We start from the raw sequence: 21,052 nt of genomic DNA on the forward strand, positions 1-21,052 counted from the left end.
CAGCGTCGGATTTGAGTATTTCTGCCAAGAAAAAGCGCAAGGCTTTGTTAACCCTGACATGCGATGCTTGTGCTGCGGTACAGGCTGGAGAGCTGATGACCGCCCAAGGACAAGTCGCGCCCGGGTGTTGCGTGTGTCAAACCCGGGCGCGCATTGCGCGCGCCAAACGGCGTCACTTGTCGCGGAACTGTGCCTCGCGTTTTTCGGCAAAGGCGGCCATGCCCTCTTTCTGATCTTCGGTGGCAAAGAGCGAGTGGAACACGCGGCGCTCAAAGAGCAGTCCCTCGCGCAGCGTGGTCTCATAGGAGCGATTGACCGACTCTTTCGCTGCCATCACCGAAATCTGGGATTTCTCCGCAATCTTCTGAGCGGCGCTTAACGCTTCTTCCATCAGCTTTTTGACGGGCACGACCCGACTGACCAGCCCAGAACGCTCTGCCTCTTCGGCATCCATGAAGCGGCCTGTGAGATTCATGTCCATCGCCTTGGATTTGCCCACCAGCCGTGTCAGTCGCTGCGTGCCTCCAAGGCCCGCGATCACGCCAAGATTGATTTCGGGCTGGCCGAATTTGGCGGTATCAGAGCAGATGATGAAGTCACACATCATTGCCAGTTCACAGCCTCCACCAAGCGCATAGCCCGACACGGCGGCGATAATCGGTTTGCGCACCCGGCAGATGGCGGCGCTGTCAGCGGTAAAGAGATCTTCTGTGAAGACATCGACAAAACTCTTTTCGCTCATCATCTTGATGTCGGCCCCGGCGGCAAAGGCTTTTTCCGAGCCGGTCAGGACGATGCAGCGCACCTTTTCATTCTGTTGCGCTTCGCCCAATGCCTCTGCGAGTTCCGACATCAACTGCGCATTGAGCGCGTTGAGCGCATCGGGGCGGTTGAGCTTGATGAGGGCGACGTGGTCTTCTATTTCGACGATGATCGTCTCATAGGCCATGAAATCAGCTTTCATTTGTTTGCATCAGGGGTGATTCATTACCACTGTTGGCCGCGCGTTCAACCTATCTTTGACACTTCGGGCAATAGAAGCTGGATCGGCCTGCCTGAATGACGCGCGTGATCAGGCCGGTGCATCCCGAGTTGCGGCATAGGTCGCCCTCACGCCCATAGACGTCAAAACTATGTTGAAAATAGCCTAGTTCGCCATCGGTTTGCCGGAAATCCCTCAGCGAAGAGCCGCCCGCGGTAATGGCGTCCCGGAGAACGTCTCGGATGATTGGCACCAGAGATGCGGCGCGTTTGGCCGAGAGCGTCCCGGCGCGTGTCAGGGGCGAAATGCCTGCGCGATAGAGAGTTTCACAAACATAGATGTTACCCAAGCCTGCGACGATTCGCTGATCCAAAAGCGCGGATTTGATCGGGGTATTGCGACCCTTGAGTGCGGCGGTCAGATAGAGTTCGTTAAAGTCGTTGCCCAGCGGTTCTGGACCGATCCGAGCTAAAAGTGGATGCGATTCTGCCGTGGTCGTGGGCATCAGGTCCATTGCCCCAAACCGGCGCGGGTCATTGAACGTGATCCGCGCGCCGCCCGCCATATCAAGCACAACATGGTCGTGCTTTTCAGGGGCTGGATGCGCGTGAACAAACTGGCCGAGGGGATCACCCGATATCAGCATCCGACCTGACATGCCCAAGTGAATGAGCAATGTCTCACCCGAAGCAAGGTCTGCAAGAAGGTATTTTGATCGCCGCCGCAGCGCCAGCACGCGCTGACCCGTCAGGCGTGCCGACATTTCGGGTGGAAAGGGCCAGCGCAGGTCGGGGCGGTTCACGGTGGCGCGGGCGATCACCTGTCCCTCCATGATCGGGGCAAGGCCGCGGCGGACTGTCTCAACCTCGGGTAATTCGGGCATATCGGACCTCGATGGGCACAAGGGGCGCATTGTAACCCCCTGTCATAGCCCTATAAGAAAGGCGAGACACAAGAGCGGCAAGGCCCATGATCGAAAAAACCACGCATTTCGGGTTTCAAGACATCCCCGAGTCAGAGAAGGCCCGGCGCGTGCGCGGCGTTTTTGGCAGTGTTGCCAGCAAGTATGACGTGATGAACGACGCAATGTCGCTCGGCATCCATCGCGTATGGAAAGATGCGATGATGGATTGGCTGGCACCACGCTCGGGTCAACGTCTGCTCGATGTCGCGGGGGGAACGGGGGATATTTCCTTTCGCTTTCTCAAGCGGGCAGGGCAGGCGCACGCGACAGTGTTGGACTTGACCGAGCCGATGCTCATTGAGGGGCGCAAGCGTGCCGAGGCAGAGCAGATGGCCGAAAGCCTCGATTGGGTGGTGGGCGACGCGATGGCGCTGCCGTTTGAGAACAACAGCTTTGATGTCTACACGATCAGTTTTGGCATCCGCAACGTGACCCGCCCGCAAGAGGCGCTGAACGAGGCGTTTCGCGTGCTCAAGCCCGGCGGGCGGTTGATGGTGTTGGAATTCAGTCAGATCCCCAACGAGTTGATGCAAAAGGTCTATGACCTTTATAGCTTCAACATCATCCCGCGTTTGGGGCAGATGATCGCGGATGATCGCGACAGTTATCAGTATCTGGTGGAATCTATCCGTCAGTTTCCTGACCAAGAGACATTTCTGCAGATGGTGCGGGCGGCAGGATTCGAGAATGCAAAGTACCGCAATTTGAGTCTCGGAATCGCCTGCTTGCATTCCGGCTGGAAGATCTGAGATGCGCGGACCGCACAATATTCTGCGGCTGATCCGTACGGGTGCGACCCTGGAACGTACGGGTGCCATGGGTCTGATCATGGATGCATTCGAGGCTCCGCCGATGGTGCGTGGGACGATGCGGTTTCTGGCCTGGCCGTTTCAATGGTTGGGCTACAAGGGAGACCCCTCGACGCCACCTGCACCTCGGGCGCTGACCGCCCTTGGGCCTGCTTATATCAAGTTCGGGCAGATTCTGAGCACGCGGCCCGATCTTGTTGGTGAAAAGCTGGCTGGCGAGTTGCGCGTGCTGCAGGACAAGCTGCCGCCGTTTTCGGTTGAGCTTGCAAAGGGCAGCATCGCTTACGAACTCGGGCGGCCGGTTGAAGATATGTTTGACGATTTCAGCCCACCGGTTGCTGCGGCTTCTATTGCGCAGGTCCACAAGGCGCGGCTGCGGGATAGCGGCGAAGCAGTGGCGGTCAAGGTCCTGCGCCCCGGGATTGAGCGGGCTTTCCGGCGCGATATAGACGCGTTCTATTTCGCCGCGCGGATGATCGAATTGCTGGCCCCGGGTGCGCGCCGACTTCGCCCCACGGATGTGATTGCCCATTTCGAAGGTGTGGTGACGGGCGAGTTGGATTTGCGACTTGAGGCGGCTTCGGCCTCTGAGTTCGCGGCGAATACGGCGCAGGATGCGGGATTTCAACTTCCCACCGTGCAATGGAACCTGTCGTCGCGGCGCGTGATGACCATGGCTTGGGCGGATGGGCTGCCGTTGGGGGACAACGCCGCTCTGGATGCTGCCGGACACGACCGTTCTGAACTGGGTGAGCGGGTGCTACAACTATTTCTCAACCATGCTTTGCGGGATGGCTATTTCCATGCCGACATGCATCAGGGAAATCTCAAGGTGGCCGCCAATGGCAATGTCATCGCCTATGATTTCGGTATCATGGGGCATATTGATGAATATACCCGTCGGGTTTACGCGGAAATCCTCTACGGATTCATAAAGCGGGATTACCTACGTGTAGCCGAAGTGCATTTCGAGGCAGGCTATGTGCCTGCGGATCGCGATGTCGATGCCTTTGCGCGTGCATTGCGGGCAGTTGGCGAGCCGATTTTCGGCATGGATGCGAGCAAGATTTCGATGGGGAGCCTGCTGAGCTATCTCTTCGAAGTGACCGAGCGTTTCGGCATGGAAACGCGCACTGAACTGATTCTGCTTCAGCGGACCATGGTTGTGGTTGAGGGGGTGGCGCGTAGCCTCAACCCTCAGATCAATATATGGCAGGTCGCCAAGCCAGTGGTCGAAGATTATATAAAACAGACCATTGGTCCGCGGGCCGCTCTCAGGGATTTGGGGCGGACAGCGATGGTTTTGTCACGCTACGGCCCGAGGTTGCCGGGGCTGGTAGAGGCGGCTCTTATTCGTCAAACTGCGCCACAGGTGCCGCCTAAGCGCTCTGTTTGGCCTGAGCGCGCGCTCTGGTCAGGTCTGGGCGTTGTGATCGGTATTTTGGGCGTGGCGATTGCCGCAACTCTGATCTGAATGTGCGATGTTCGCGCTTTTGTGGGTCAAAGTGGATTGATTTATAAACGCACATTGCTGTGTTGCACTGTGACGGTTATTGTCCCCCAAGAGAAAAGTGAAGGCGCTCGGAGCAGGTGAACAGTCGATGACAGGCAGATTGCGGAACATGTTCGGCGCGACGGTGGTTTTGGTCGCTGCTTCGAGTGCGTCGGCGAATGATCTGACAACAACCGTGACAAACAATTACGGAACACCCGGTGGTCTTTGGGATATGCCGACGGCGGAAATGGCCCCGGATGCGCAGCTATCCACGACAGTTGCCTATTTCGATGGCTTCAGTAAGACCACGCTCAGCTTTCAGATTGCACCTTGGATCACAGGCAGCTTTCGCTACTCGGGCACGCGGGATCTTACGCCACAGTTCAGCACCTTCTATGACCGTAGTTTTGATTTGCGGTTCCGACTGTTCAAGGAAACCGACTATTCACCGGCAATCGCGATCGGACTTCAGGACTTTCTAGGGACGGGGGTTCTCGGAGGCGAGTACCTGGTTGCCACGAAATCCTATCGAGACCGTTTGCGTGTAACTGCGGGCTTGGGTTGGGGGCGGTTTGGCTCGAGCAATTCAATTGGTGGGTTCGGAACCCGCACGCCCTTTAACTTTGCCGGTGTCGGAACCGGTGGCGATGTGAGCATCTCAAACTGGTTCAAGGGGGACATCGGTTTCTTCGGTGGATTCAGCTACGATATCAGCGAAAAGCTGGCTTTTGCTGTCGAGTATTCATCCGATAACTACGACACGGAGAAGACGGCGGGCATCTTTGATCAAAGCACACCGATCAATTTTGGATTGACCTACAAGCTGGGCCAAGATGCCACCATGCGGGCCTTTGTCCTGCACGGTGAGGAAATTGGTGTGAACCTTTCCATAGCGATCAACCCGCGCCGAATGCCAATTCCTGGAGGGTTGGAACCTGCACCATTGCCTGTTGCGGTTCGTGATCCGGACGCGGCGCGTGACCTTGGTTGGGCCACTGTGCCAGCCGCGCGGGCGCAAGTCAGCAAGGCGCTTGATGAGACCCTTGCACAGGATCAAATTGACCTGATCAGGTTGCGGCTAGAAGATCGCGCCGCCTATGTTGGAATTCAGAACGAAACCTATGACCAGACCTCGCAGGCACTTGGCCGAACAGCCCGCGTGATGACACGGGTTTTGCCCGCCTCTGTCGAGGACTTTCATATCACCCTCTACGTAAAGGGAATTCCCGCCAGCACGGTCAGTTTCGCACGCAGTGATATTGAGCGGCTGGAACATACGGCCGCTGATGACGCTCTGGCGGCGGCAACTTTCAGCGACAGTCTGCGATTTGGAAATCTGCCCGAACCTTTGCCGGGCAAGTTTCCGCGTTACGGTTGGGGGATCAATCCCTTTACGCGGATCAGCTTGTTTGATCCTGATAATCCGGCGCGGATCGATGTTGCGCTTCGGTTTCAAGGTCAGGTGGAATTTGGGCGAGGATGGGTGGCGCGTGCGGCGACATCCGTCAAACTCTTTGGCAACCTTGATAAATCGAACCGAGTCAGCAATTCGCGCATACCGCGGGTGCGCTCCGATGCGGCGCTTTATGCAAAATCGGATGCGCCTCGTCTCGACTGGCTGACCCTGAGCAAGTATCAGCGCCTTGCTCCGGACGTCTACGCCCGGGGGACTGTGGGGTATCTGGAGCAGATGTATGCTGGGGTCTCGACAGAGGTGCTGTGGCGGCCAGTAGACAGCCGGATCGCAATAGGCGCTGAGTTGAACTATGTCCGACCACGTGATTTTGATGGTGATTTTGGCTTGCGCGATCGGAACACGATCAGCGGCGCGATCCCCGAGTTCAATGGGCATGCGTCGGTCTATTATGATTTTGGTGGCGGATATCACGCGCAGGTTGATGCCGGGCGCTATCTGGCAGGGGACTGGGGTGTAACGCTAGGCCTCGACCGCGAATTCGCCAACGGTTGGAAGGTGGGTGCGTTCGCGACGAAAACTGATGTTTCGGCTCAGGATTTCGGCGAAGGATCGTTTGACAAGGGCATTCGCATAACTGCGCCAATCTCTTGGATCTTGGGCAAGCCGACACAGCAGGCGCCGACGGCCGTCATCCGCTCGCTAACCCGCGATGGTGGTCAGCGTTTGAATGTCAGCGGGCGTCTATATGAAACAGTTCGGACATCGCACAGACGCGACGCGGCCGCGAGTTGGGGGAAGTTCTGGAGATGATGTGCCGATCGCTGCCCCAAGTTTTCCTATTGGGAGGTCTCATGGTGCTGGCTGCGTGCTCCAATCAGCGGAGTTCGGAGAACGTTTTTTCGGTCGCCAAGAGCTTGATCAATCAACAAAGAGTCAAACCTGTTGCCCCTGACCCTCAGCTCGTCTCGTCGGTTGCGATGAAAGCCTTGGCGAATACCACAGGCCCAGTTGCGCTCTATGCCTTGGAGGATCGTAAGGCGGCTGCTGTTTTGCGCCCAATCGAGCAGAATGGGCCGCACCAGACGTGGGCCTCTTATGGCAGTTCAGATCGGCGCAGTGCGACGACACGCAATGGTGTGTTGGTTGCGACGCGGGGGCTTGGGAATGATCTGATGTCGTCACGGATTGAGCCGTTGCTTGATGTTGTGACCCGCCGGGAAAACGGCGTCGCAAAGATTCAGCAGCGCTATCTCGATGGGGAAAACAAAATCGTGACCCTGAAATCAGATTGCAAGATCACGCGCGGTGACACAGAAACCTTGGCGGGTGCCAATGGCACTGCATCCGTGGTTCGAATGACAGCAGAGTGCTGGCAATCGGATCGAAGTGTGGTCAATTCCTATCTGGTAGATTCAAGTGGCAGGATATTACAATCTCGCCACTGGGCTGGTCCAACTATGGGATATAGCGCCATCCAGAGACTACGCTGACGGTTCAGGCCACGCCAGTTGGGAGGTCGGGCTGTGGTGGGCGCGTGAAGTACTCGTCATCTGTTGGCAATGCACGCCGTCCTGCAAGGTAATCGCGTGTGGTTTCGCAGCGTATGCCACCATAGAATTTCGCCAGAACATCGGAGAAAATTTGCTGACCTCCAGCCTCAGCAAACAAGGTGGCGCAGGATTGAAGTTTGAGTGCGTCTATGCCGCCCAACACGCGCTCTGCGGAGGTGTTCTGCAATGCCAACAAGGCCGCGCAGGTTTCGATCAGACGGGGACCAAGAACCGGATGCGCCAGGTAGGCGCGCGCGTGATCGAGATCGTCGATTGCAAAGGATTTCGCAAACTCGGACCGACCCAGCCCTTTGACCTGTGGCAACACGAACCACGCCCAATGCTGGCGCTTTTTGCCAGATGCGATCTCTTGGAGTGGGAGCGGCCATATCTTGTTCTGTGCTAAGACAAACCGCTCTAAAGTCATCATGTTATCCTCAATGCGTCAATCATGGGTCAGGTTAAAATGCTCGGGAGATTTAACCCGTGTTCCCTCGCGCAATCCAGTGCAATCTCATATCCCGCATCGGCATGGCGCATCACACCAGTCGCGGGATCATTCCAAAGCACCCGTGCAAGACGCCGGTCCGCCTCTTCGGATCCATCGCAGCAGATCACCATGCCGGAATGCTGGCTGAATCCCATTCCCACGCCGCCGCCATGGTGAAAGCTCACCCAAGTGGCGCCTGACGCGCAGTTCAGCAGCGCGTTGAGAAGCGGCCAGTCGCTCACGGCGTCAGATCCATCCTTCATGGCTTCGGTTTCGCGGTTGGGGCTTGCCACTGAGCCGCTATCGAGATGGTCGCGGCCAATGACAATCGGGGCGCTCAATTCACCGCTGCGCACCATCTCGTTGAACGCGAGACCAAGTTTGTGTCGCACGCCAAGTCCTACCCAGCAAATCCGTGCTGGCAGACCTTGAAACGCAATCCTCTCGCGCGCCATGTCGAGCCAGTTGTGCAAATGTGGATCGTCAATCAGTTGCTTTACCTTGGCGTCGGTTTTGTAAATATCCTCGGGGTCGCCGCTTAGGGCACACCAGCGAAACGGCCCAATCCCACTACAAAACAGCGGTCGGATATAGGCGGGTACGAATCCGGGAAAGGCAAAGGCAGTATCCAACCCTTCCTCAAGCGCTACTTGGCGAATGTTGTTGCCATAGTCGAGGGTCGGAACACCAGCGTTCCAAAAATCGACCATGGCCTGCACCTGCACCCGCATGGAGGCACGCGCGGCACGTTCAACCATTCTAGGATCGCTTTCTTGACGCGCGCGCCATTCGGCGACGGTCCAGCCCTGAGGCAGATAGCCATGCAGGGGATCATGCGCACTTGTCTGATCGGTCACGATATCGGGCTTCACGCCGCGCCGCACGAGCTCTGGAAAGATGTCGGCGGCATTGCCAATCAAGCCCACGCTCTTGGCCTCGCCCGCTTTGCACCATCGGTCGATCATGGCGAGCGCCTCGTCCAGATCATGGGTGATTTCGTCCACATAACGGGTGCGCTTGCGAAATTCGGCGCGGGTCTCGTCGCATTCCACGGCCAGACAACAGGCTCCTGCCATCACCGCCGCCAAAGGTTGCGCGCCACCCATACCGCCAAGGCCCCCGGTCAGGATCCAGCGACCAGTCAGACTGCCATGATAGTGCTGTCGGCCCGCCTCAACAAAGGTCTCATAGGTGCCCTGCACGATCCCCTGAGATCCTATGTAAATCCACGAACCGGCGGTCATCTGACCGTACATCATCAGCCCTTTCTTATCGAGTTCGCTGAAATGATCCCACGTGGCCCAATGCGGTACGAGGTTGCTATTCGCAATCAAAACCCGTGGCGCGTCCTTGTGAGTGCGAAAAACACCTACCGGCTTTCCGGATTGGACCAAAAGTGTTTCGTCCTCTTCAAGCGATCGCAACGCGGCGACGATGCGGTCGAAATCCTGCCAGGTGCGCGCCGCGCGCCCAATGCCGCCATAGACCACAAGTTCGTGCGGGTTTTCAGCCACATCCGGGTGAAGGTTGTTCATCAGCATCCGGAGTGGGGCTTCGGTTAGCCAGCTCTTGGCGGAGATTTTTGTGCCTGTGTCCGGATAGATGTCGCGGGTATTGTGACGCGGATCGGTCATTTTGGTTCCTTCCCAGTCGGATAGTCAGGGGGTGAAGATTGTGGGTCGACTGCCGAGGAGGGTCCACTGACCCAAAGCGTACGGTAGCGTATGCTCAATGTTGATGTGCGCAATGCGAATGACATCAGCGCACAAGGCGGGTGTATTCGGGCTCAAATCCATCATTCTCAAGACACCCGGGTCTGCGCCGGACCACTCAGCGGCAGATCCAGCCCGCTCGCCACGACTAGTTCCCCGGCACGCACCATCTGTGCTGCTGCGTTCAAATCGGGAGCAAGGTAGCGATCTTTGGTCAGCGGAGGTATCTGCTCACGCAGACGGGTGATAACTGCTTGGAGTGCGGCGCTTGTCTGCATTGGCGAGCGAAATCCGATGCCTTGCGCCGCGCAGATTGCCTCGACCCCCAGTATCACACTCAAGTTGTCATTCATGCGCTTGAGGCGTCGCGCGGCATGTGCCGCCATGCTGACGTGATCCTCTTGATTGGCAGACGTCGGCGTGGAATCGGTCGTGCAGGGATTGGCCAGATGCTTGTTCTCGCTCATCAACGCGGCGGTCGTCACTTCTGCAATCATGAGACCTGAGTTCAGACCCGGATCAGGAGTCAGGAAGGGCGGGAGATCAAAACTCAGCGTGGGGTCGACCATCAGCGCCACGCGACGTTGCGCAATCGCGCCAATCTCTGAAATCGCCATTGCGATCTGATCTGCAGCAAAGCCGACTGGTTCGGCGTGGAAATTACCGCCCGAAACGATCATGCCACCGTCTGGATGAGTTGGGTCCACCAGAACCAAGGGATTGTCGGTTACGGCGTTCGCCTCAATCTCCAACACCGCGCCAGCTTGGCGCAACAGGTCGACAGCCGCGCCGGAGACCTGTGCCTGACAACGAATGCAATAGGGGTCTTGGACACGCGTATCGTTTTCGCGGTGGCTTTCACGAATCTGGCTGCCTGTCATAAGGTCAGATTGGGCGCGGGCCATGTCAATCTGACCCCGATGGCCGCGTAATTCATGGATCATTGCCACCAATGGTGCCGTGGACCCCATGATGGCATCGGTCGAGAGCGCTGCCGTCACCACACAGTTTTGAGCGTTGCGCCACGCCGTCCAGAGTCCGGTCAGCGCGCAAGCCGTTGAAAACTGGGTGCCATTGATCAGCGCCAATCCTTCTTTTGGGCCGAGGGTTATTGGGCTCAGACCGCAAAGGGCAAGCGCCGTGTCACCGGGCATTCGCGTATCGTTCACCCAGGCTTCGCCCGCACCAATCATCACCGCCGCCATATGAGCCAAGGGCGCCAGATCCCCCGAGGCGCCAACCGACCCCTGATCCGGAACAACAGGTGTGACGCCGCGTGCGAGCATGGTTTCGAGCAACGTGATGGTAGACCACGCCACGCCAGACGCCCCGCGCCCAAGGCTGAGGAGTTTCAACACCATCATCAACCGAGTGGTCGCGATATCCAACGCCTCTCCGACGCCGCAACAATGTGACAGGATGAGATTGCGTTGTAACTCGGCGGTCTTTTCCGGTGGTATCTTTACGCTGGCGAGCTTGCCAAAGCCTGTGTTGACTCCATACACAGCCGTATGTCCGGATGCAGCCCGTGCGACGAGCGCATGTGCGACCTCGACATCGGATTTGACGCCGCGATCCAGTTCCACGGAAAGGTTTTTCCGCCAGATACTCTCAAGTGCGGCGAGCCGTTCTTGTCCTGGTGCTAGGATAACTGTCACGCCCTGCCTCCGAAAATGCGCCGCCAGAGCGGGTTGTACCCAATGCGATATGCTAATTCGGCTGGATGCTCGACGTCCCAAACGGCAAGGTCTGCGCGCATGCCTGCGGCAAGCATCCCGCAATCATCAAGCCCCAAAGCGCGCGCAGCATGTCGCGTTACCCCCGCGAGCGCCTCTTCGGGTGTCATCCGGAAAAGGGTGCATCCCATGTTCATCGTCAACAACACTGACGCCAAGGGCGACGAACCGGGGTTGCAATCGGTGGCCAAGGCCATTGGCACGCCCGCGGCGCGAAAGGCGTCGATCGGTGGCATTCGCGTCTCACGAAGGGTGTAGAACGCCCCCGGTAGGATGACCGCCACGCTGCCAGACTGGGCCATTGCCTTGGCATCCTCATCGGTCGCGTATTCCAGGTGATCCGCAGACAAAGCCCCGTAACGCGCGGCCAATTGCGTGCCGCCAAGGTGGCTCAACTGCTCTGCGTGAAGTTTGATTGGCAGGCCAAGGGACTGCGCCCTTGCGAAGAGAGGCTCCAGATCCTCGGGCGAGAATGCAATTCCCTCGCAGAACCCGTCCACAGCATCGACGAGGCCGGCCGCATGCGCTGCATTGAGTGCGGGAATGCAAATCTGCTGAACATACGTGAGCGTACGTCCATCAAATTCCTTTGGAACTGCGTGGGCTCCGAGAAAGGTGGTTTTCACACGAATGTCACGCACATCCTCGATGGATCGCGCCACACGCAGCATTTTCAACTCCGTGTCGATGTCCAGCCCATAGCCGGACTTCACCTCTAGGGTGCAAACGCCCTCGGCAATCAGCGCGTCAACAAAGCGTAAAGCCCCGTTGAGCAGCACCTCTTCCGAGGCTGCGCGAGTCGCGGTAACGGTTGAAACGATCCCTCCGCCAGCGCGGGCAACGTCCTGATAGCTCGCCCCGTTTAACCGCATCTCAAACTCACCGGAACGGTTGCCGCCATGGACGATATGGGTATGACAGTCGATCAACGCAGGGGTGACGAGACGTCCTTCAAGATCTTCTTCCGGTCCTTGGTATCCCCTCCGGACATCCGCGTCTTTCCCGAGCCAGACAATACGACCAGCATCAACGAGGATTGCTCCCTGAAGAAGCAGGCCGTAGGGGTCATCCCCGTGCATTGTTGCTAAAGTTGCGTTGCGCAGAAGCATGCAGAGCACCCTTGTGATTTTCTGAACCGCGATTGAATATTATGTCTATACATATTAATCTGTCAAGACGGTATGCGCTGACACATCCACGGCCTGGCTGAGGGGGACTTGCCTTCTGTTCGGGGTCGTGGCGTAACAGAAAAGGCTACCGATAAGGGCGCGCAATGCTGCGGGACGGCAAAGTTGCCGTCCTTGCCAGAGTACGAAACCGCGTTGGAATGCCCCATGACAGAACCACAGTTCAAAAGTTGGCAATCGATTCAGGACGAGGTCTTGCGCCGTATCCATGCGCGTGAGTGGCCGCCAGGTGCCGTGATTCCGAACGAGGCCGATCTAGCACAGGAATTTGGGTGTGCGCGCGCCACCGTCAATCGCGCTCTGAGAGCATTGGCAGAACTTGGACTTGTCGAGCGGCGGCGCAAGGCGGGGACACGCGTTGCTTTGCACCCTGTGAGCCGCGCGACCGTGGACATTCCGGTGATCCGGCAGGAAGTCAGCGCCCTTGGGAAGATATACGAGTATCGTCGTCTGAGCCGTGCCCGTGCCGCGCCGCCGCTTGGTCTGGCGCGTCGGTTCTGCGCCGAAGGCCTCATCCAATGTCTGCATGTGACGGCCCTGCATCTGGCCTCTGGTGAGCCCTTTGTCTTCGAAGATCGCTGGATCAATCTTGAGACAGCCCCATCCGCTGATGCTCAGGACTTTAAGGCGCTGAACGCCAATGAGTGGTTGTTGGCCAATGTCCCCTATACCCATGGTGAAATCCGTTTGGCGGCCCAAGCTGCAACAGAGGCTGAGGCCATGATCCTGAACGCGCGTCCCGGCGCACCTCTGTTTGTGATTGAGCGCCTGACATGGGATCATGTGCGGGCCGTGACCTTTGCTCGCCTGAGCTATGCGCCGGGGCACAGCATCGTGACCCAACTGGGTGCCGCCCCATAAAAGGCGGCGTGGCAAAGGTCATGGACGGGTGCCCCAGCTTGGGCTATTGGGCGGATAACACAGACTATTCAAGAGGCACATCATGTCTGGCCACGGCACTCCGACCCCAATGACATCGCACCGCTCCGGGCCTCTTTCCGGTGTTGCTGATGTGCCGGGAGACAAGTCGATCTCGCATCGTTCACTGATCCTTGGGGCGCTGAGCGTGGGCGAGACCGTGATCACGGGGCTGCTTGAAGGTGAGGACGTGCTGGATACGGCCAAGGCGATGCGGGCCTTTGGGGCCGAAGTGACGCGCGACGAGACTGGCTCTTGGCACGTTCATGGCGTAGGCGTTGGAGGCTTTGCCGAACCTGATCATGTCATTGATTGCGGAAATTCGGGCACAGGGGTGCGCTTGATCATGGGCGCGATGGCGACCTCACCCATAACCGCAACGTTCACTGGCGATGCCAGTTTGAACAAACGGCCCATGGCGCGCGTGACGGACCCTTTGGCGTTGTTTGGAACACGCTCTGTTGGACGGGCGGGAGGCCGGCTGCCGATGACCATCGTGGGCGCTGCTGATCCGGTGCCGATACGCTATGTCGTGCCTGTGCCCTCGGCGCAGGTCAAGAGTGCCGTGCTTTTGGCGGGGCTGAACGCGCCCGGACAGACCGTGGTGATCGAGCGGGAAGCAACGCGCGATCATACCGAGCGGATGTTGGCTGGGTTCGGGGCCGAGATTGTCACAGAAGAAACCGCCGAAGGGCGGGTGATTACGCTGACCGGGCAACCCGAACTCAGGGCTCAGACCATCGTGGTGCCGCGCGACCCAAGCTCTGCGGCCTTTCCCGTCTGCGCGGCGCTCATTGTACCGGGGTCCGATGTTCTGGTTCCAAATATCGGCCTGAATCCAACGCGCGCCGGGCTCTTTACAACCTTGCGCGAGATGGGGGCCGATCTGGAGTATGAGAACCTGCGCGAAGAAGGCGGTGAGCCGGTAGCCGATCTGCGCGCCCGGTTCTCTCCTGACCTCAAGGGAATAGAGGTGCCTCCCGAGCGCGCGGCAAGCATGATCGACGAATATCCCGTTCTGTCGGTGGTCGCTTCATTCGCGACAGGTGAGACCGTCATGCGCGGGGTCAAGGAACTGCGTGTCAAAGAAAGCGACCGAATCGAGGCAATGGCGGCCGGATTGCGCGCGGGGGGCGTCGAGGTCGAGGACGGTCCAGATTGGTGGATTGTGCATGGGCGAGGACACGGAAATGTTCTAGGCGGGCAGACCTGCGCCAGTCATCTCGATCACCGGATCGCGATGTCGTTCATGGTGATGGGCATGGCGACAACGGCTCCGGTCAGTGTCGATGACGCAAGCCCGATCGCAACCTCCTTTCCGATTTTTGAGCATCTGATGGCTGGTCTAGGCGCTGACATTCGAAGGGTATGAGTCACACTGGCTGACATAACTCCGGTCTGAGTGATCAGAGCAGGTTGAATGGGCTGAGATAGATCTGCAGTTCGCCCGTTGAAGCAAATGCGTGTGATCTCGGTCCGCGGGCCATTGTGGAGACCGGTGATTGAACCATAGACTCGGCTATGGACAAAAACGACCTACCAATTCTTGAAACGCCGGTTCCGCCCCCTGTCAAAATCGGGCTGTTCCGGACTGCGCTGCGCCTTGTGGCGCTCGTGATCCTGGCCATCTTGCTGCACGCGCTTTTTGTCTGGGCGCAAGACTGGATCACACAAAATAACTTTGGCTGGGCCATACCGAGCGTTCTCGCGGCGGCGCTCTTGATCTATGCGGTTCTGATCGCCATTCCGTTTGTTCCGGGCATTGAAATCGGTCTCATGGTTCTAGCCGTCGGTGGCCCGGATATTGCGCCTTTGGTGTGGCTTGCAACGGCATCTGGTCTCGTTTTGGCCTATATGGTTGGATGCAAGGTCCCCTATCGTTGGCTTAGCCGCATTCTGCTCGATCTGCATCTTACGCGGGCCTGCGTGATGTTCGAAAGGTTTCAGGCACTGCCCCTCGATGAGCGGGCCAGCTTTGTGCAAGCGCAGTTGCCCGCGCGCTATTTGGGCTGGGTTGTCAAATATCGCTACGTCAACCTCGCGCTCCTTATCAACATTCCGGGAAACTCGATGATCGGGGGCGGAGGTGGTATTGCATTTGTGTCCGGGTTATCGGGCGTGTTTCGGGCGCATTTGGCAATCCTGACTCTTGTGATTGCGACCGCACCTGTGCCTCTCGCAATCTGGCTCTTTGGCTGGACTCTCTCTTAGGGGCTTTCTCATTCTCAGGTCATGCCGCGCGACGACGATTTTCTGACGCTTGTGGGCTGTCGGGCAAGCGCCTATGCCTTATGTTCCGCGCAAGCGCAGCGTCAGAAGCAGGATATTCGTTATGTCGACAGACCCTCTCGTCGTATTCACCCCGTCCGGCAAACGTGGGCGATTTGCCATAGGCACCCCGGTCCTGACGGCCGCGCGGCAGCTTGGTGTCGATCTTGATTCCGTTTGCGGTGGGCGTGGGATATGCTCGAAATGCCAGATCTCGCCGGGCTATGGTGAGTTCTCAAAACACGGTGTTACCGTGCATCAGGACGCGCTGTCGGACTGGAACGCCGTTGAAGAGCGGTATGACCAGAAGCGTGGCCTGAAACCGGGACGTCGGCTGGGCTGTCAGGCAAAGATCATGGGCGATGTTGTGATCGACGTGCCCCCTGAGAGCCAAGTCCACAAGCAGGTGGTGCGCAAAGCTGCTTCGGCCCGCGTGATCGAGATGGACCCGGCAACTCGGCTCTATTTCGTTGAAGTCGAAGAGGCCGACATGCACGAGCCAACCGGAGATTTCGAACGCCTCAAGCGCGCGCTCAAATCGCAATGGGAGATTGACGATATTCGTGCTGATCTGAGCTTGTTGTCGAAGCTGCAACCCGTTCTGCGCAAGGGCAAGTTTCAGGTAACAGTGGCGCTGCACCGCGGTCACGCTGACGCGGCTGCGCAAATTCTGGAGATATGGCCCGGACTGCACGAGGGTGGGCTATTTGGTCTTGCGATTGATCTCGGCTCGACCACGGTCGCCGCGCATCTGACGGATTTGGAAACCGGCGAGGTCAAGGCCTCGTCTGGTATTATGAATCCGCAGATCCGCTTTGGCGAGGATCTGATGAGCCGTGTCAGCTATTCCATGATGAACCCCGGCGGTGACAAGGAAATGACGGCGGCCGTGCGCGATGCGCTCAACCTGTTGGCTGAGGAGATCGCCAAGGAGGCGGGCATTGATGCAAAGCTCATCGTCGAGACGGTGTTTGTTTGCAATCCGGTCATGCATCACCTGCTTTTGGGCATTGACCCGGTAGAACTCGGGCAGGCACCCTTTGCGCTTGCGACGTCGGGAAGCCTGACCTTGGGCGCCAAAGAATTGGACCTCACGGCGGTAAACCCGCGGGCGCAGGTCTATGTGCTGCCCTGCATTGCGGGACATGTGGGCGCGGATTGCGCCGCTGTGGCGCTGAGTGAAGAGCCCGGCAAGTCCGAAGACCTGGCGCTGATCGTCGATGTCGGCACCAATGCCGAAATTTTGCTGGGCGACAAGACGCGGGTTCTGGCCTGTTCGTCGCCCACCGGACCGGCCTTTGAGGGTGCGCAGATTTCCAGCGGGCAACGGGCAGCACCCGGCGCGATTGAGGCGATCCGCATTGATCCCGTGACCAAGGAACCAAGGTTTCGGGTTATCGGATCTGACAAATGGTCGGATGACGATGGTTTCACCGAAGAGGTGGGCGACGGCGGTATCACCGGCATTTGCGGCTCCGGCATCATTGAGGCGGTTGCCGAAATGCGGATGGCCGGTCTCTTGGACGATTCCGGTCTGATCGGATCGGCGGCGGCCACGGGCACCGCGCGGATGATTGAAGACGGCCGCACCCATTCTTATTTGGTCCACGATGGGAGTGCCACGGGCGGTCCGGTCATTACCGTAACCCAAGGCGATATACGAGCGATCCAGCTCGCCAAATCTGCGCTTTACGCCGGCGCGCGCCTCTTGATGGATGAGCGCGGTGTGGACAAGGTAGACCGGGTGGTTCTGGCTGGGGCATTTGGAGCGCATATCTCGCCGCTACATGCGATGGTGCTTGGCATGATCCCCGATGTACCGCTCGACAAGGTGACATCGGCGGGCAATGCAGCGGGCACCGGGGCGCGCATCGCGCTCTGCAATGTTGCGGCCCGGCGCGAGATTGAGCGCGTGGTGGGCCAGATCACCAAGGTCGAGACCGCCATCGAGCCGAAATTCCAAGAGCATTTTGTTGCGGCAAACGCGATCCCACACAAGACCGACCCGTTTCCCGAATTGGCCAAGATCGTGACCTTGCCAAATCCGAGTTTCAACACCCATGGAGATGGAAGCGATGGTGGGCGCCGCAAGCGTCGGCGAGGCTAAAGTGAAATTGCTGCTTTTCATCGTCTTAGGAGCCGGGTACTGACGCGAACACTCTGTTAAAAGGTAATCAGATGAACCAGTTGTTAGCTCCTGCCCTCCTGTCCATTGTCGTGTTGAGCGGTTGTGGTGGTCGTGCCCCCGATCCTGTTGACGAAATTCAGTCCGGCGACGGCGCGCTCTCTTGCTCCCAGTTGCGCACCGAGATCACGGCCAATACCCATGCTATTCAAGGCCTCATCAAAGAGCAGCAGGCCAAAACCACGCAGAACATCGTTGCCGGGACAGCAGGTGCTTTCCTTCTTGTTCCTTGGTTCTTTATGGATCTCAAGGGGGCTGCGGGCGACGAGGCGCGTGCCTATCAGCGCCGTAACGAATCGTTGGTCGGCCGCTACAACGGCATGGCGTGCAAACCCGAAATGAAGCTCGAAAAGCAAGCGGCGAAGACCGAGTGATCATCCTCTGACGGCAAGCCCGTGGTCGATGATTTTGGCTCAATGGGCTTGCTCTTGGCTACCCTCCGCGCGACACTCGCTGCATGTCGCGGGGGGCGTAAACATGTCAGATCTTGAACAACGGATCGCACAGGGGCGGGGTGATGGCCCCGCTGATCTGGTGCTGCGTGGGGCGCAGGTGTTTGACCTAGTCACGGGGGATTTGATCCCCGGTGATGTCGCGGTCTGCGGCAATACCATCGTGGGCATCGGGGCCGCCTATGAAGGGTGCGCTGTGATCGACGTCTCAGGCCTCATCCTTGTGCCGGGCTTTATCGACACACATCTGCACATCGAAAGCTCGCTGGTCACACCTTATGAATTCGACCGTTGTGTCACGCCGCGTGGGGTGACCACGGCTATTTGTGACCCGCACGAGATCGCCAATGTATTGGGCCTCGACGGAATTCGCTATTTTCAAGCCGCCTCCGAGCAAACCTTGATGGATATTCGGGTTCAATTGTCGTCCTGTGTGCCCTCGACGGATATGGAAACCTCTGGCGCCGAAATTGCGGCAGAGGATCTCTGCTCTGTGATGGGTCATCGTTCTGGCATCGGGTTGGCCGAGGTGATGAATTACCCGGGCGTCATCCACCGTGATCCGGGCATGATGGCCAAACTGCGGTTGTTTGAAGGGGCGCATGTCGACGGACATTGTCCGCAGCTCTCGGGTCGCGATCTCAACGCCTACTGTTCTGCCGGCATTCGCACCGAACATGAGGCGACAACGCCAGAGGAGGCGCGCGAGAAACTGCAGCGCGGCATGCGCATTCTGATCCGCGAGGGGTCGGTCAGCAAGGATCTGGATGCTCTACAAGCGCTATTGACGGATGTCACAGCCCCCTACATGTGCCTGTGTACGGATGACCGCAACCCGCTCGATATCGCCGAAGAAGGGCATCTCGATCACATGATCCGACGTTTGATCGCGCTCGGATCTTCCCCATTGGCAACCTATCGTGCGGCGTCGCTGTCCGGAGCAGAAGCATTTGGGCTAAAAGATCGCGGTTTGATTGCGCCGGGGCGACGTGCCGATATCGTAGCCGTTGGGACGTTGGAGGCGTGCGATGTGCGATTGGTGCTCTGCGGTGGTCGAGTGGCCGATGCCAGTACATTCGCCGCGCGTTACGAGATACCACCAATCGGGCGGAACTCTGTAAATGCTCCCAAAGTTCGGCCAGAGGATTTTCGTCACGCGGGCAATCGGGCCGAAACCGATGTGATCGGTATCTTGAATGGCAAAATTCTGACGGAGCATCTGCACGAAGAAATCGCCCCGCAGAATGGTGACAAGTGTCCAGACGTCGCGCGGGACCTGGTACGCATTGCGGTTGTCGAGCGGCACGGAAAGAATGGCAATATCGCAACAGGATTTGTGCAGGGTTTTGGTTTGCAGGCCGGGGCAATTGCCTCGACTGTCTGTCACGATCATCACAATATCGTTTGTGTTGGCGTTGATTATGCGGACATGGCTGTTGCCGTGAACCGACTCGGCAAAATAGAAGGTGGTTTTATAGTCGTCGAGGGGGGGCAGGTGCGTGCGGAACTGGCGTTGCCCATGGCTGGGCTGATGAGCCTTGAGCGCTTCGAACTCGTGCGTGATAGGCTCATTGGTTTGCGCGCGGCGGCTAAATCCCTGGGGGTCACGTTGCAAGAGCCGTTTTTGCAACTGGCGTTTCTGGCGCTACCGGTCATTCCGGCACTCAAGATCACCGATCGTGGGTTGGTCGATGTCACGCGGTTCGAGATCCTCAGCTAGAAGGCCTTGAATGTCAGGGTCGTTTCGGTTCTTTCGATGCCTGCGATATCGAGCACGTTATCGTTGATGTATTTCCCGATATCCTCACTCTCGGGAACGTAAAGCTTCATCAAAAGGTCAAACGGGCCGGATGTGGAATAAAGCTCTGAATGAATCTCGCGCAATGCAATCGCCTCAGCAACGCGGTACGAATGCCCCGGTTTGCAGCGAATGTTGATAAAGACGCAGCGCATTTAACTTTCCTTCTGTGTAGACGCAGAGACTGTTTTCGAGCCAGTCGAAAGACCTTTTCGGCTTCAGGCTGCGCCAGATCATAGGGCTATAGGGCCGTCATGTCCTTACAATTGCAATAAGAAATTTGAAATGACGTTTGGACCTGACCTGTGAAACCCACCTCACGGTCTGCGACTCAAGATCGCGGAGGGACCGATTGCAGCAGGGTCAGCGCGATGGACTGTGATGATTGCACGTTGATGCTCGCCATCTGATCACGCAGTAAAAAACGTCGGAGCAATTGTTCCTGAACATCTGTGTCGGCAAGGTCTGATAGCGAACCGATGTTCAATTGGCGCGCCGCCCGAGATTTTATCTCGTCCAACTGTCGATCCAGATCCGCTTGTGCAAAACTCTCAGGTAATCCTAGCGCCACCTCGAATACGCGGCGCAGCGGGGTATTTCCAAGAATACGGAACCACCGCGTATCCTCTGCCGCATCGTCGCCTGCGATATCACCTAACTCGCGCCGCGCGTTCAGGGCGAGGCGTAGGGATTGATCCTGATCACCGACCGCCACCTCAAACTCCCTGCGGCGAAATTTTTCAGTGATCTCGGAGCCGAAAGTGGACAATTGAGTGCGAGGGATGGGGCGATCTGCAAATGCAAAGGCTTCGGCCAGCTGTTTATAGCGATCATCGGCGAGGCGATTGGCCAATGAATCCTCGTTGATCGTGCCGCCCTCAAGGATAGCGCGGATGAAGGCACGGCTGTCGATGTCCTCCTGAAGCCCGAATGCCCCAAGCGCGACCCGCAACAAGCGGCGGTCAGACACGAGATCCTCAGCGGTGGTGATCTTGCCGATGGTTTGCTCGAAATAGTCTGTATCCCGAACAATCTGCGGGGATTTATTGAAGAGATCTGACTGGCGCTCAAAGGTGCGAGCCAAGAGTG

Annotated in this window: 18 protein-coding genes; 10 read left to right on the forward strand and 8 right to left on the reverse strand. The window is 58.0% G+C overall.

What is annotated here, in order from left to right; all coding sequences use genetic code 11:
* Positions 1-172 precede the first annotated feature (172 nt).
* Together ROS217_RS07920 and mutM are read right to left on the reverse strand one after the other, a co-directional pair.
* Positions 173-949: an enoyl-CoA hydratase gene (locus ROS217_RS07920; protein ID WP_009817187.1), complete on the reverse strand. Its 777-nt coding sequence runs from the start codon at positions 947-949 to the stop codon at positions 173-175.
* Between the two features lie 64 nt (positions 950-1,013).
* Positions 1,014-1,865: a bifunctional DNA-formamidopyrimidine glycosylase/DNA-(apurinic or apyrimidinic site) lyase gene (gene mutM / locus ROS217_RS07925; protein WP_009817188.1), complete on the reverse strand. Its 852-nt coding sequence runs from the start codon at positions 1,863-1,865 to the stop codon at positions 1,014-1,016.
* A gap of 86 nt (positions 1,866-1,951) precedes the next feature.
* On the opposite strand from mutM, the gene ubiE reads away from it, so the two are divergent.
* The 4 genes from ubiE to ROS217_RS07945 all read left to right on the forward strand — a co-directional run bounded on the left by ubiE (position 1,952) and on the right by ROS217_RS07945 (position 7,157).
* On the forward strand, positions 1,952-2,695 hold the full coding sequence (gene ubiE, locus ROS217_RS07930; RefSeq protein WP_009817189.1) for a bifunctional demethylmenaquinone methyltransferase/2-methoxy-6-polyprenyl-1,4-benzoquinol methylase UbiE: 744 nt from the start codon (positions 1,952-1,954) through the stop codon (positions 2,693-2,695).
* A gap of 1 nt (position 2,696) precedes the next feature.
* Entirely contained in the window at positions 2,697-4,229 is a 1,533-nt protein-coding gene (gene ubiB / locus ROS217_RS07935; RefSeq protein ID WP_009817190.1) for a 2-polyprenylphenol 6-hydroxylase, read from the forward strand.
* Positions 4,230-4,356: 127 nt separating this feature from the next.
* On the forward strand, positions 4,357-6,477 hold the full coding sequence (locus ROS217_RS07940; protein ID WP_009817191.1) for a YjbH domain-containing protein: 2,121 nt from the start codon (positions 4,357-4,359) through the stop codon (positions 6,475-6,477).
* Between the two features lie 41 nt (positions 6,478-6,518).
* Positions 6,519-7,157, forward strand: a complete 639-nt coding sequence (locus tag ROS217_RS07945) for a YjbF family lipoprotein (protein WP_009817192.1) — start codon at positions 6,519-6,521, stop codon at positions 7,155-7,157.
* 4 nt (positions 7,158-7,161) lie between these two features.
* On the opposite strand, the gene ROS217_RS07950 is transcribed toward ROS217_RS07945, so the two are convergent.
* The 4 genes from ROS217_RS07950 to hutI all read right to left on the reverse strand — a co-directional run bounded on the left by ROS217_RS07950 (position 7,162) and on the right by hutI (position 12,264).
* A complete protein-coding gene (locus ROS217_RS07950) occupies positions 7,162-7,647 on the reverse strand; it encodes a DUF1810 domain-containing protein (protein WP_009817193.1) in 486 nt (161 codons plus the stop codon).
* Positions 7,648-7,673: 26 nt separating this feature from the next.
* Positions 7,674-9,341: a urocanate hydratase gene (hutU, locus tag ROS217_RS07955; protein ID WP_009817194.1), complete on the reverse strand. Its 1,668-nt coding sequence runs from the start codon at positions 9,339-9,341 to the stop codon at positions 7,674-7,676.
* Positions 9,342-9,508: 167 nt separating this feature from the next.
* Positions 9,509-11,077, reverse strand: a complete 1,569-nt coding sequence (gene hutH, locus ROS217_RS07960; protein ID WP_040650447.1) for a histidine ammonia-lyase — start codon at positions 11,075-11,077, stop codon at positions 9,509-9,511.
* Positions 11,074-12,264 (reverse strand): imidazolonepropionase, encoded by a 1,191-nt coding sequence (gene hutI / locus ROS217_RS07965; protein ID WP_040650448.1) that lies wholly within the window; start codon positions 12,262-12,264, stop codon positions 11,074-11,076. The genes hutH and hutI overlap by 4 nt, the downstream gene beginning before the upstream one ends.
* A 225-nt stretch (positions 12,265-12,489) precedes the next feature.
* Between hutI and ROS217_RS07970 the strand changes: the two genes are divergently transcribed.
* The 6 genes from ROS217_RS07970 to ade all read left to right on the forward strand — a co-directional run bounded on the left by ROS217_RS07970 (position 12,490) and on the right by ade (position 19,885).
* Entirely contained in the window at positions 12,490-13,203 is a 714-nt protein-coding gene (locus ROS217_RS07970; protein WP_009817197.1) for a UTRA domain-containing protein, read from the forward strand.
* An 82-nt stretch (positions 13,204-13,285) separates the two neighbouring features.
* Positions 13,286-14,632 carry a 3-phosphoshikimate 1-carboxyvinyltransferase gene (gene aroA, locus ROS217_RS07975; protein WP_040650449.1) on the forward strand — a complete coding sequence of 449 codons (1,347 nt, stop codon included), beginning with the start codon at positions 13,286-13,288 and terminating at the stop codon, positions 14,630-14,632.
* 149 nt (positions 14,633-14,781) lie between these two features.
* Complete coding sequence (locus tag ROS217_RS07980; protein ID WP_009817199.1) at positions 14,782-15,471, forward strand: hypothetical protein; 690 nt, start codon at positions 14,782-14,784, stop codon at positions 15,469-15,471.
* A 121-nt stretch (positions 15,472-15,592) separates the two neighbouring features.
* Entirely contained in the window at positions 15,593-17,635 is a 2,043-nt protein-coding gene (locus tag ROS217_RS07985) for an ASKHA domain-containing protein (RefSeq protein ID WP_009817200.1), read from the forward strand.
* A gap of 71 nt (positions 17,636-17,706) precedes the next feature.
* On the forward strand, positions 17,707-18,087 hold the full coding sequence (locus ROS217_RS07990; RefSeq protein ID WP_254656390.1) for a hypothetical protein: 381 nt from the start codon (positions 17,707-17,709) through the stop codon (positions 18,085-18,087).
* A 103-nt stretch (positions 18,088-18,190) separates the two neighbouring features.
* A complete protein-coding gene (gene ade, locus ROS217_RS07995) occupies positions 18,191-19,885 on the forward strand; it encodes an adenine deaminase (RefSeq protein WP_009817202.1) in 1,695 nt (564 codons plus the stop codon).
* Here ade and ROS217_RS08000 read toward each other — a convergent pair.
* Both ROS217_RS08000 and ROS217_RS08005 read right to left on the reverse strand, forming a co-directional pair.
* Positions 19,882-20,118, reverse strand: a complete 237-nt coding sequence (locus ROS217_RS08000) for an Lrp/AsnC ligand binding domain-containing protein (RefSeq protein WP_009817203.1) — start codon at positions 20,116-20,118, stop codon at positions 19,882-19,884. The two genes, ade and ROS217_RS08000, sit on opposite strands and share 4 nt — an antisense overlap.
* A 176-nt stretch (positions 20,119-20,294) precedes the next feature.
* Entirely contained in the window at positions 20,295-21,047 is a 753-nt protein-coding gene (locus tag ROS217_RS08005; protein WP_368072245.1) for a DUF1217 domain-containing protein, read from the reverse strand.
* Between the last annotated feature and the right edge of the window lie 5 nt (positions 21,048-21,052).

The sequence above is a fragment of the Roseovarius sp. 217 genome (genome assembly GCF_000152845.1).
GTDB lineage: Bacteria > Pseudomonadota > Alphaproteobacteria > Rhodobacterales > Rhodobacteraceae > Roseovarius.

Excerpts from the sequence above, each read along its gene's own strand:
- aroA (WP_040650449.1), top strand. The coding sequence starts at position 13,286 with ATGTCTGGCCACGGCACTCCGACCCCAATGACATCGCACCGCTCCGGG.
- ade (WP_009817202.1), top strand. The coding sequence starts at position 18,191 with ATGTCAGATCTTGAACAACGGATCGCACAGGGGCGGGGTGATGGCCCC.
- ROS217_RS08000 (WP_009817203.1), bottom strand. The coding sequence starts at position 20,118 with ATGCGCTGCGTCTTTATCAACATTCGCTGCAAACCGGGGCATTCGTAC.
- ROS217_RS07950 (WP_009817193.1), bottom strand. The coding sequence starts at position 7,647 with ATGATGACTTTAGAGCGGTTTGTCTTAGCACAGAACAAGATATGGCCG.
- ROS217_RS07970 (WP_009817197.1), top strand. The coding sequence starts at position 12,490 with ATGACAGAACCACAGTTCAAAAGTTGGCAATCGATTCAGGACGAGGTC.
- hutI (WP_040650448.1), bottom strand. The coding sequence starts at position 12,264 with ATGCTTCTGCGCAACGCAACTTTAGCAACAATGCACGGGGATGACCCC.
- ROS217_RS07945 (WP_009817192.1), top strand. The coding sequence starts at position 6,519 with ATGGTGCTGGCTGCGTGCTCCAATCAGCGGAGTTCGGAGAACGTTTTT.
- mutM (WP_009817188.1), bottom strand. The coding sequence starts at position 1,865 with ATGCCCGAATTACCCGAGGTTGAGACAGTCCGCCGCGGCCTTGCCCCG.
- ROS217_RS07940 (WP_009817191.1), top strand. The coding sequence starts at position 4,357 with ATGACAGGCAGATTGCGGAACATGTTCGGCGCGACGGTGGTTTTGGTC.
- ROS217_RS07990 (WP_254656390.1), top strand. The coding sequence starts at position 17,707 with ATGAACCAGTTGTTAGCTCCTGCCCTCCTGTCCATTGTCGTGTTGAGC.
- ROS217_RS07985 (WP_009817200.1), top strand. The coding sequence starts at position 15,593 with ATGTCGACAGACCCTCTCGTCGTATTCACCCCGTCCGGCAAACGTGGG.
- ROS217_RS07980 (WP_009817199.1), top strand. The coding sequence starts at position 14,782 with ATGGACAAAAACGACCTACCAATTCTTGAAACGCCGGTTCCGCCCCCT.
- ubiE (WP_009817189.1), top strand. The coding sequence starts at position 1,952 with ATGATCGAAAAAACCACGCATTTCGGGTTTCAAGACATCCCCGAGTCA.
- ubiB (WP_009817190.1), top strand. The coding sequence starts at position 2,697 with ATGCGCGGACCGCACAATATTCTGCGGCTGATCCGTACGGGTGCGACC.
- hutU (WP_009817194.1), bottom strand. The coding sequence starts at position 9,341 with ATGACCGATCCGCGTCACAATACCCGCGACATCTATCCGGACACAGGC.
- ROS217_RS07920 (WP_009817187.1), bottom strand. The coding sequence starts at position 949 with ATGGCCTATGAGACGATCATCGTCGAAATAGAAGACCACGTCGCCCTC.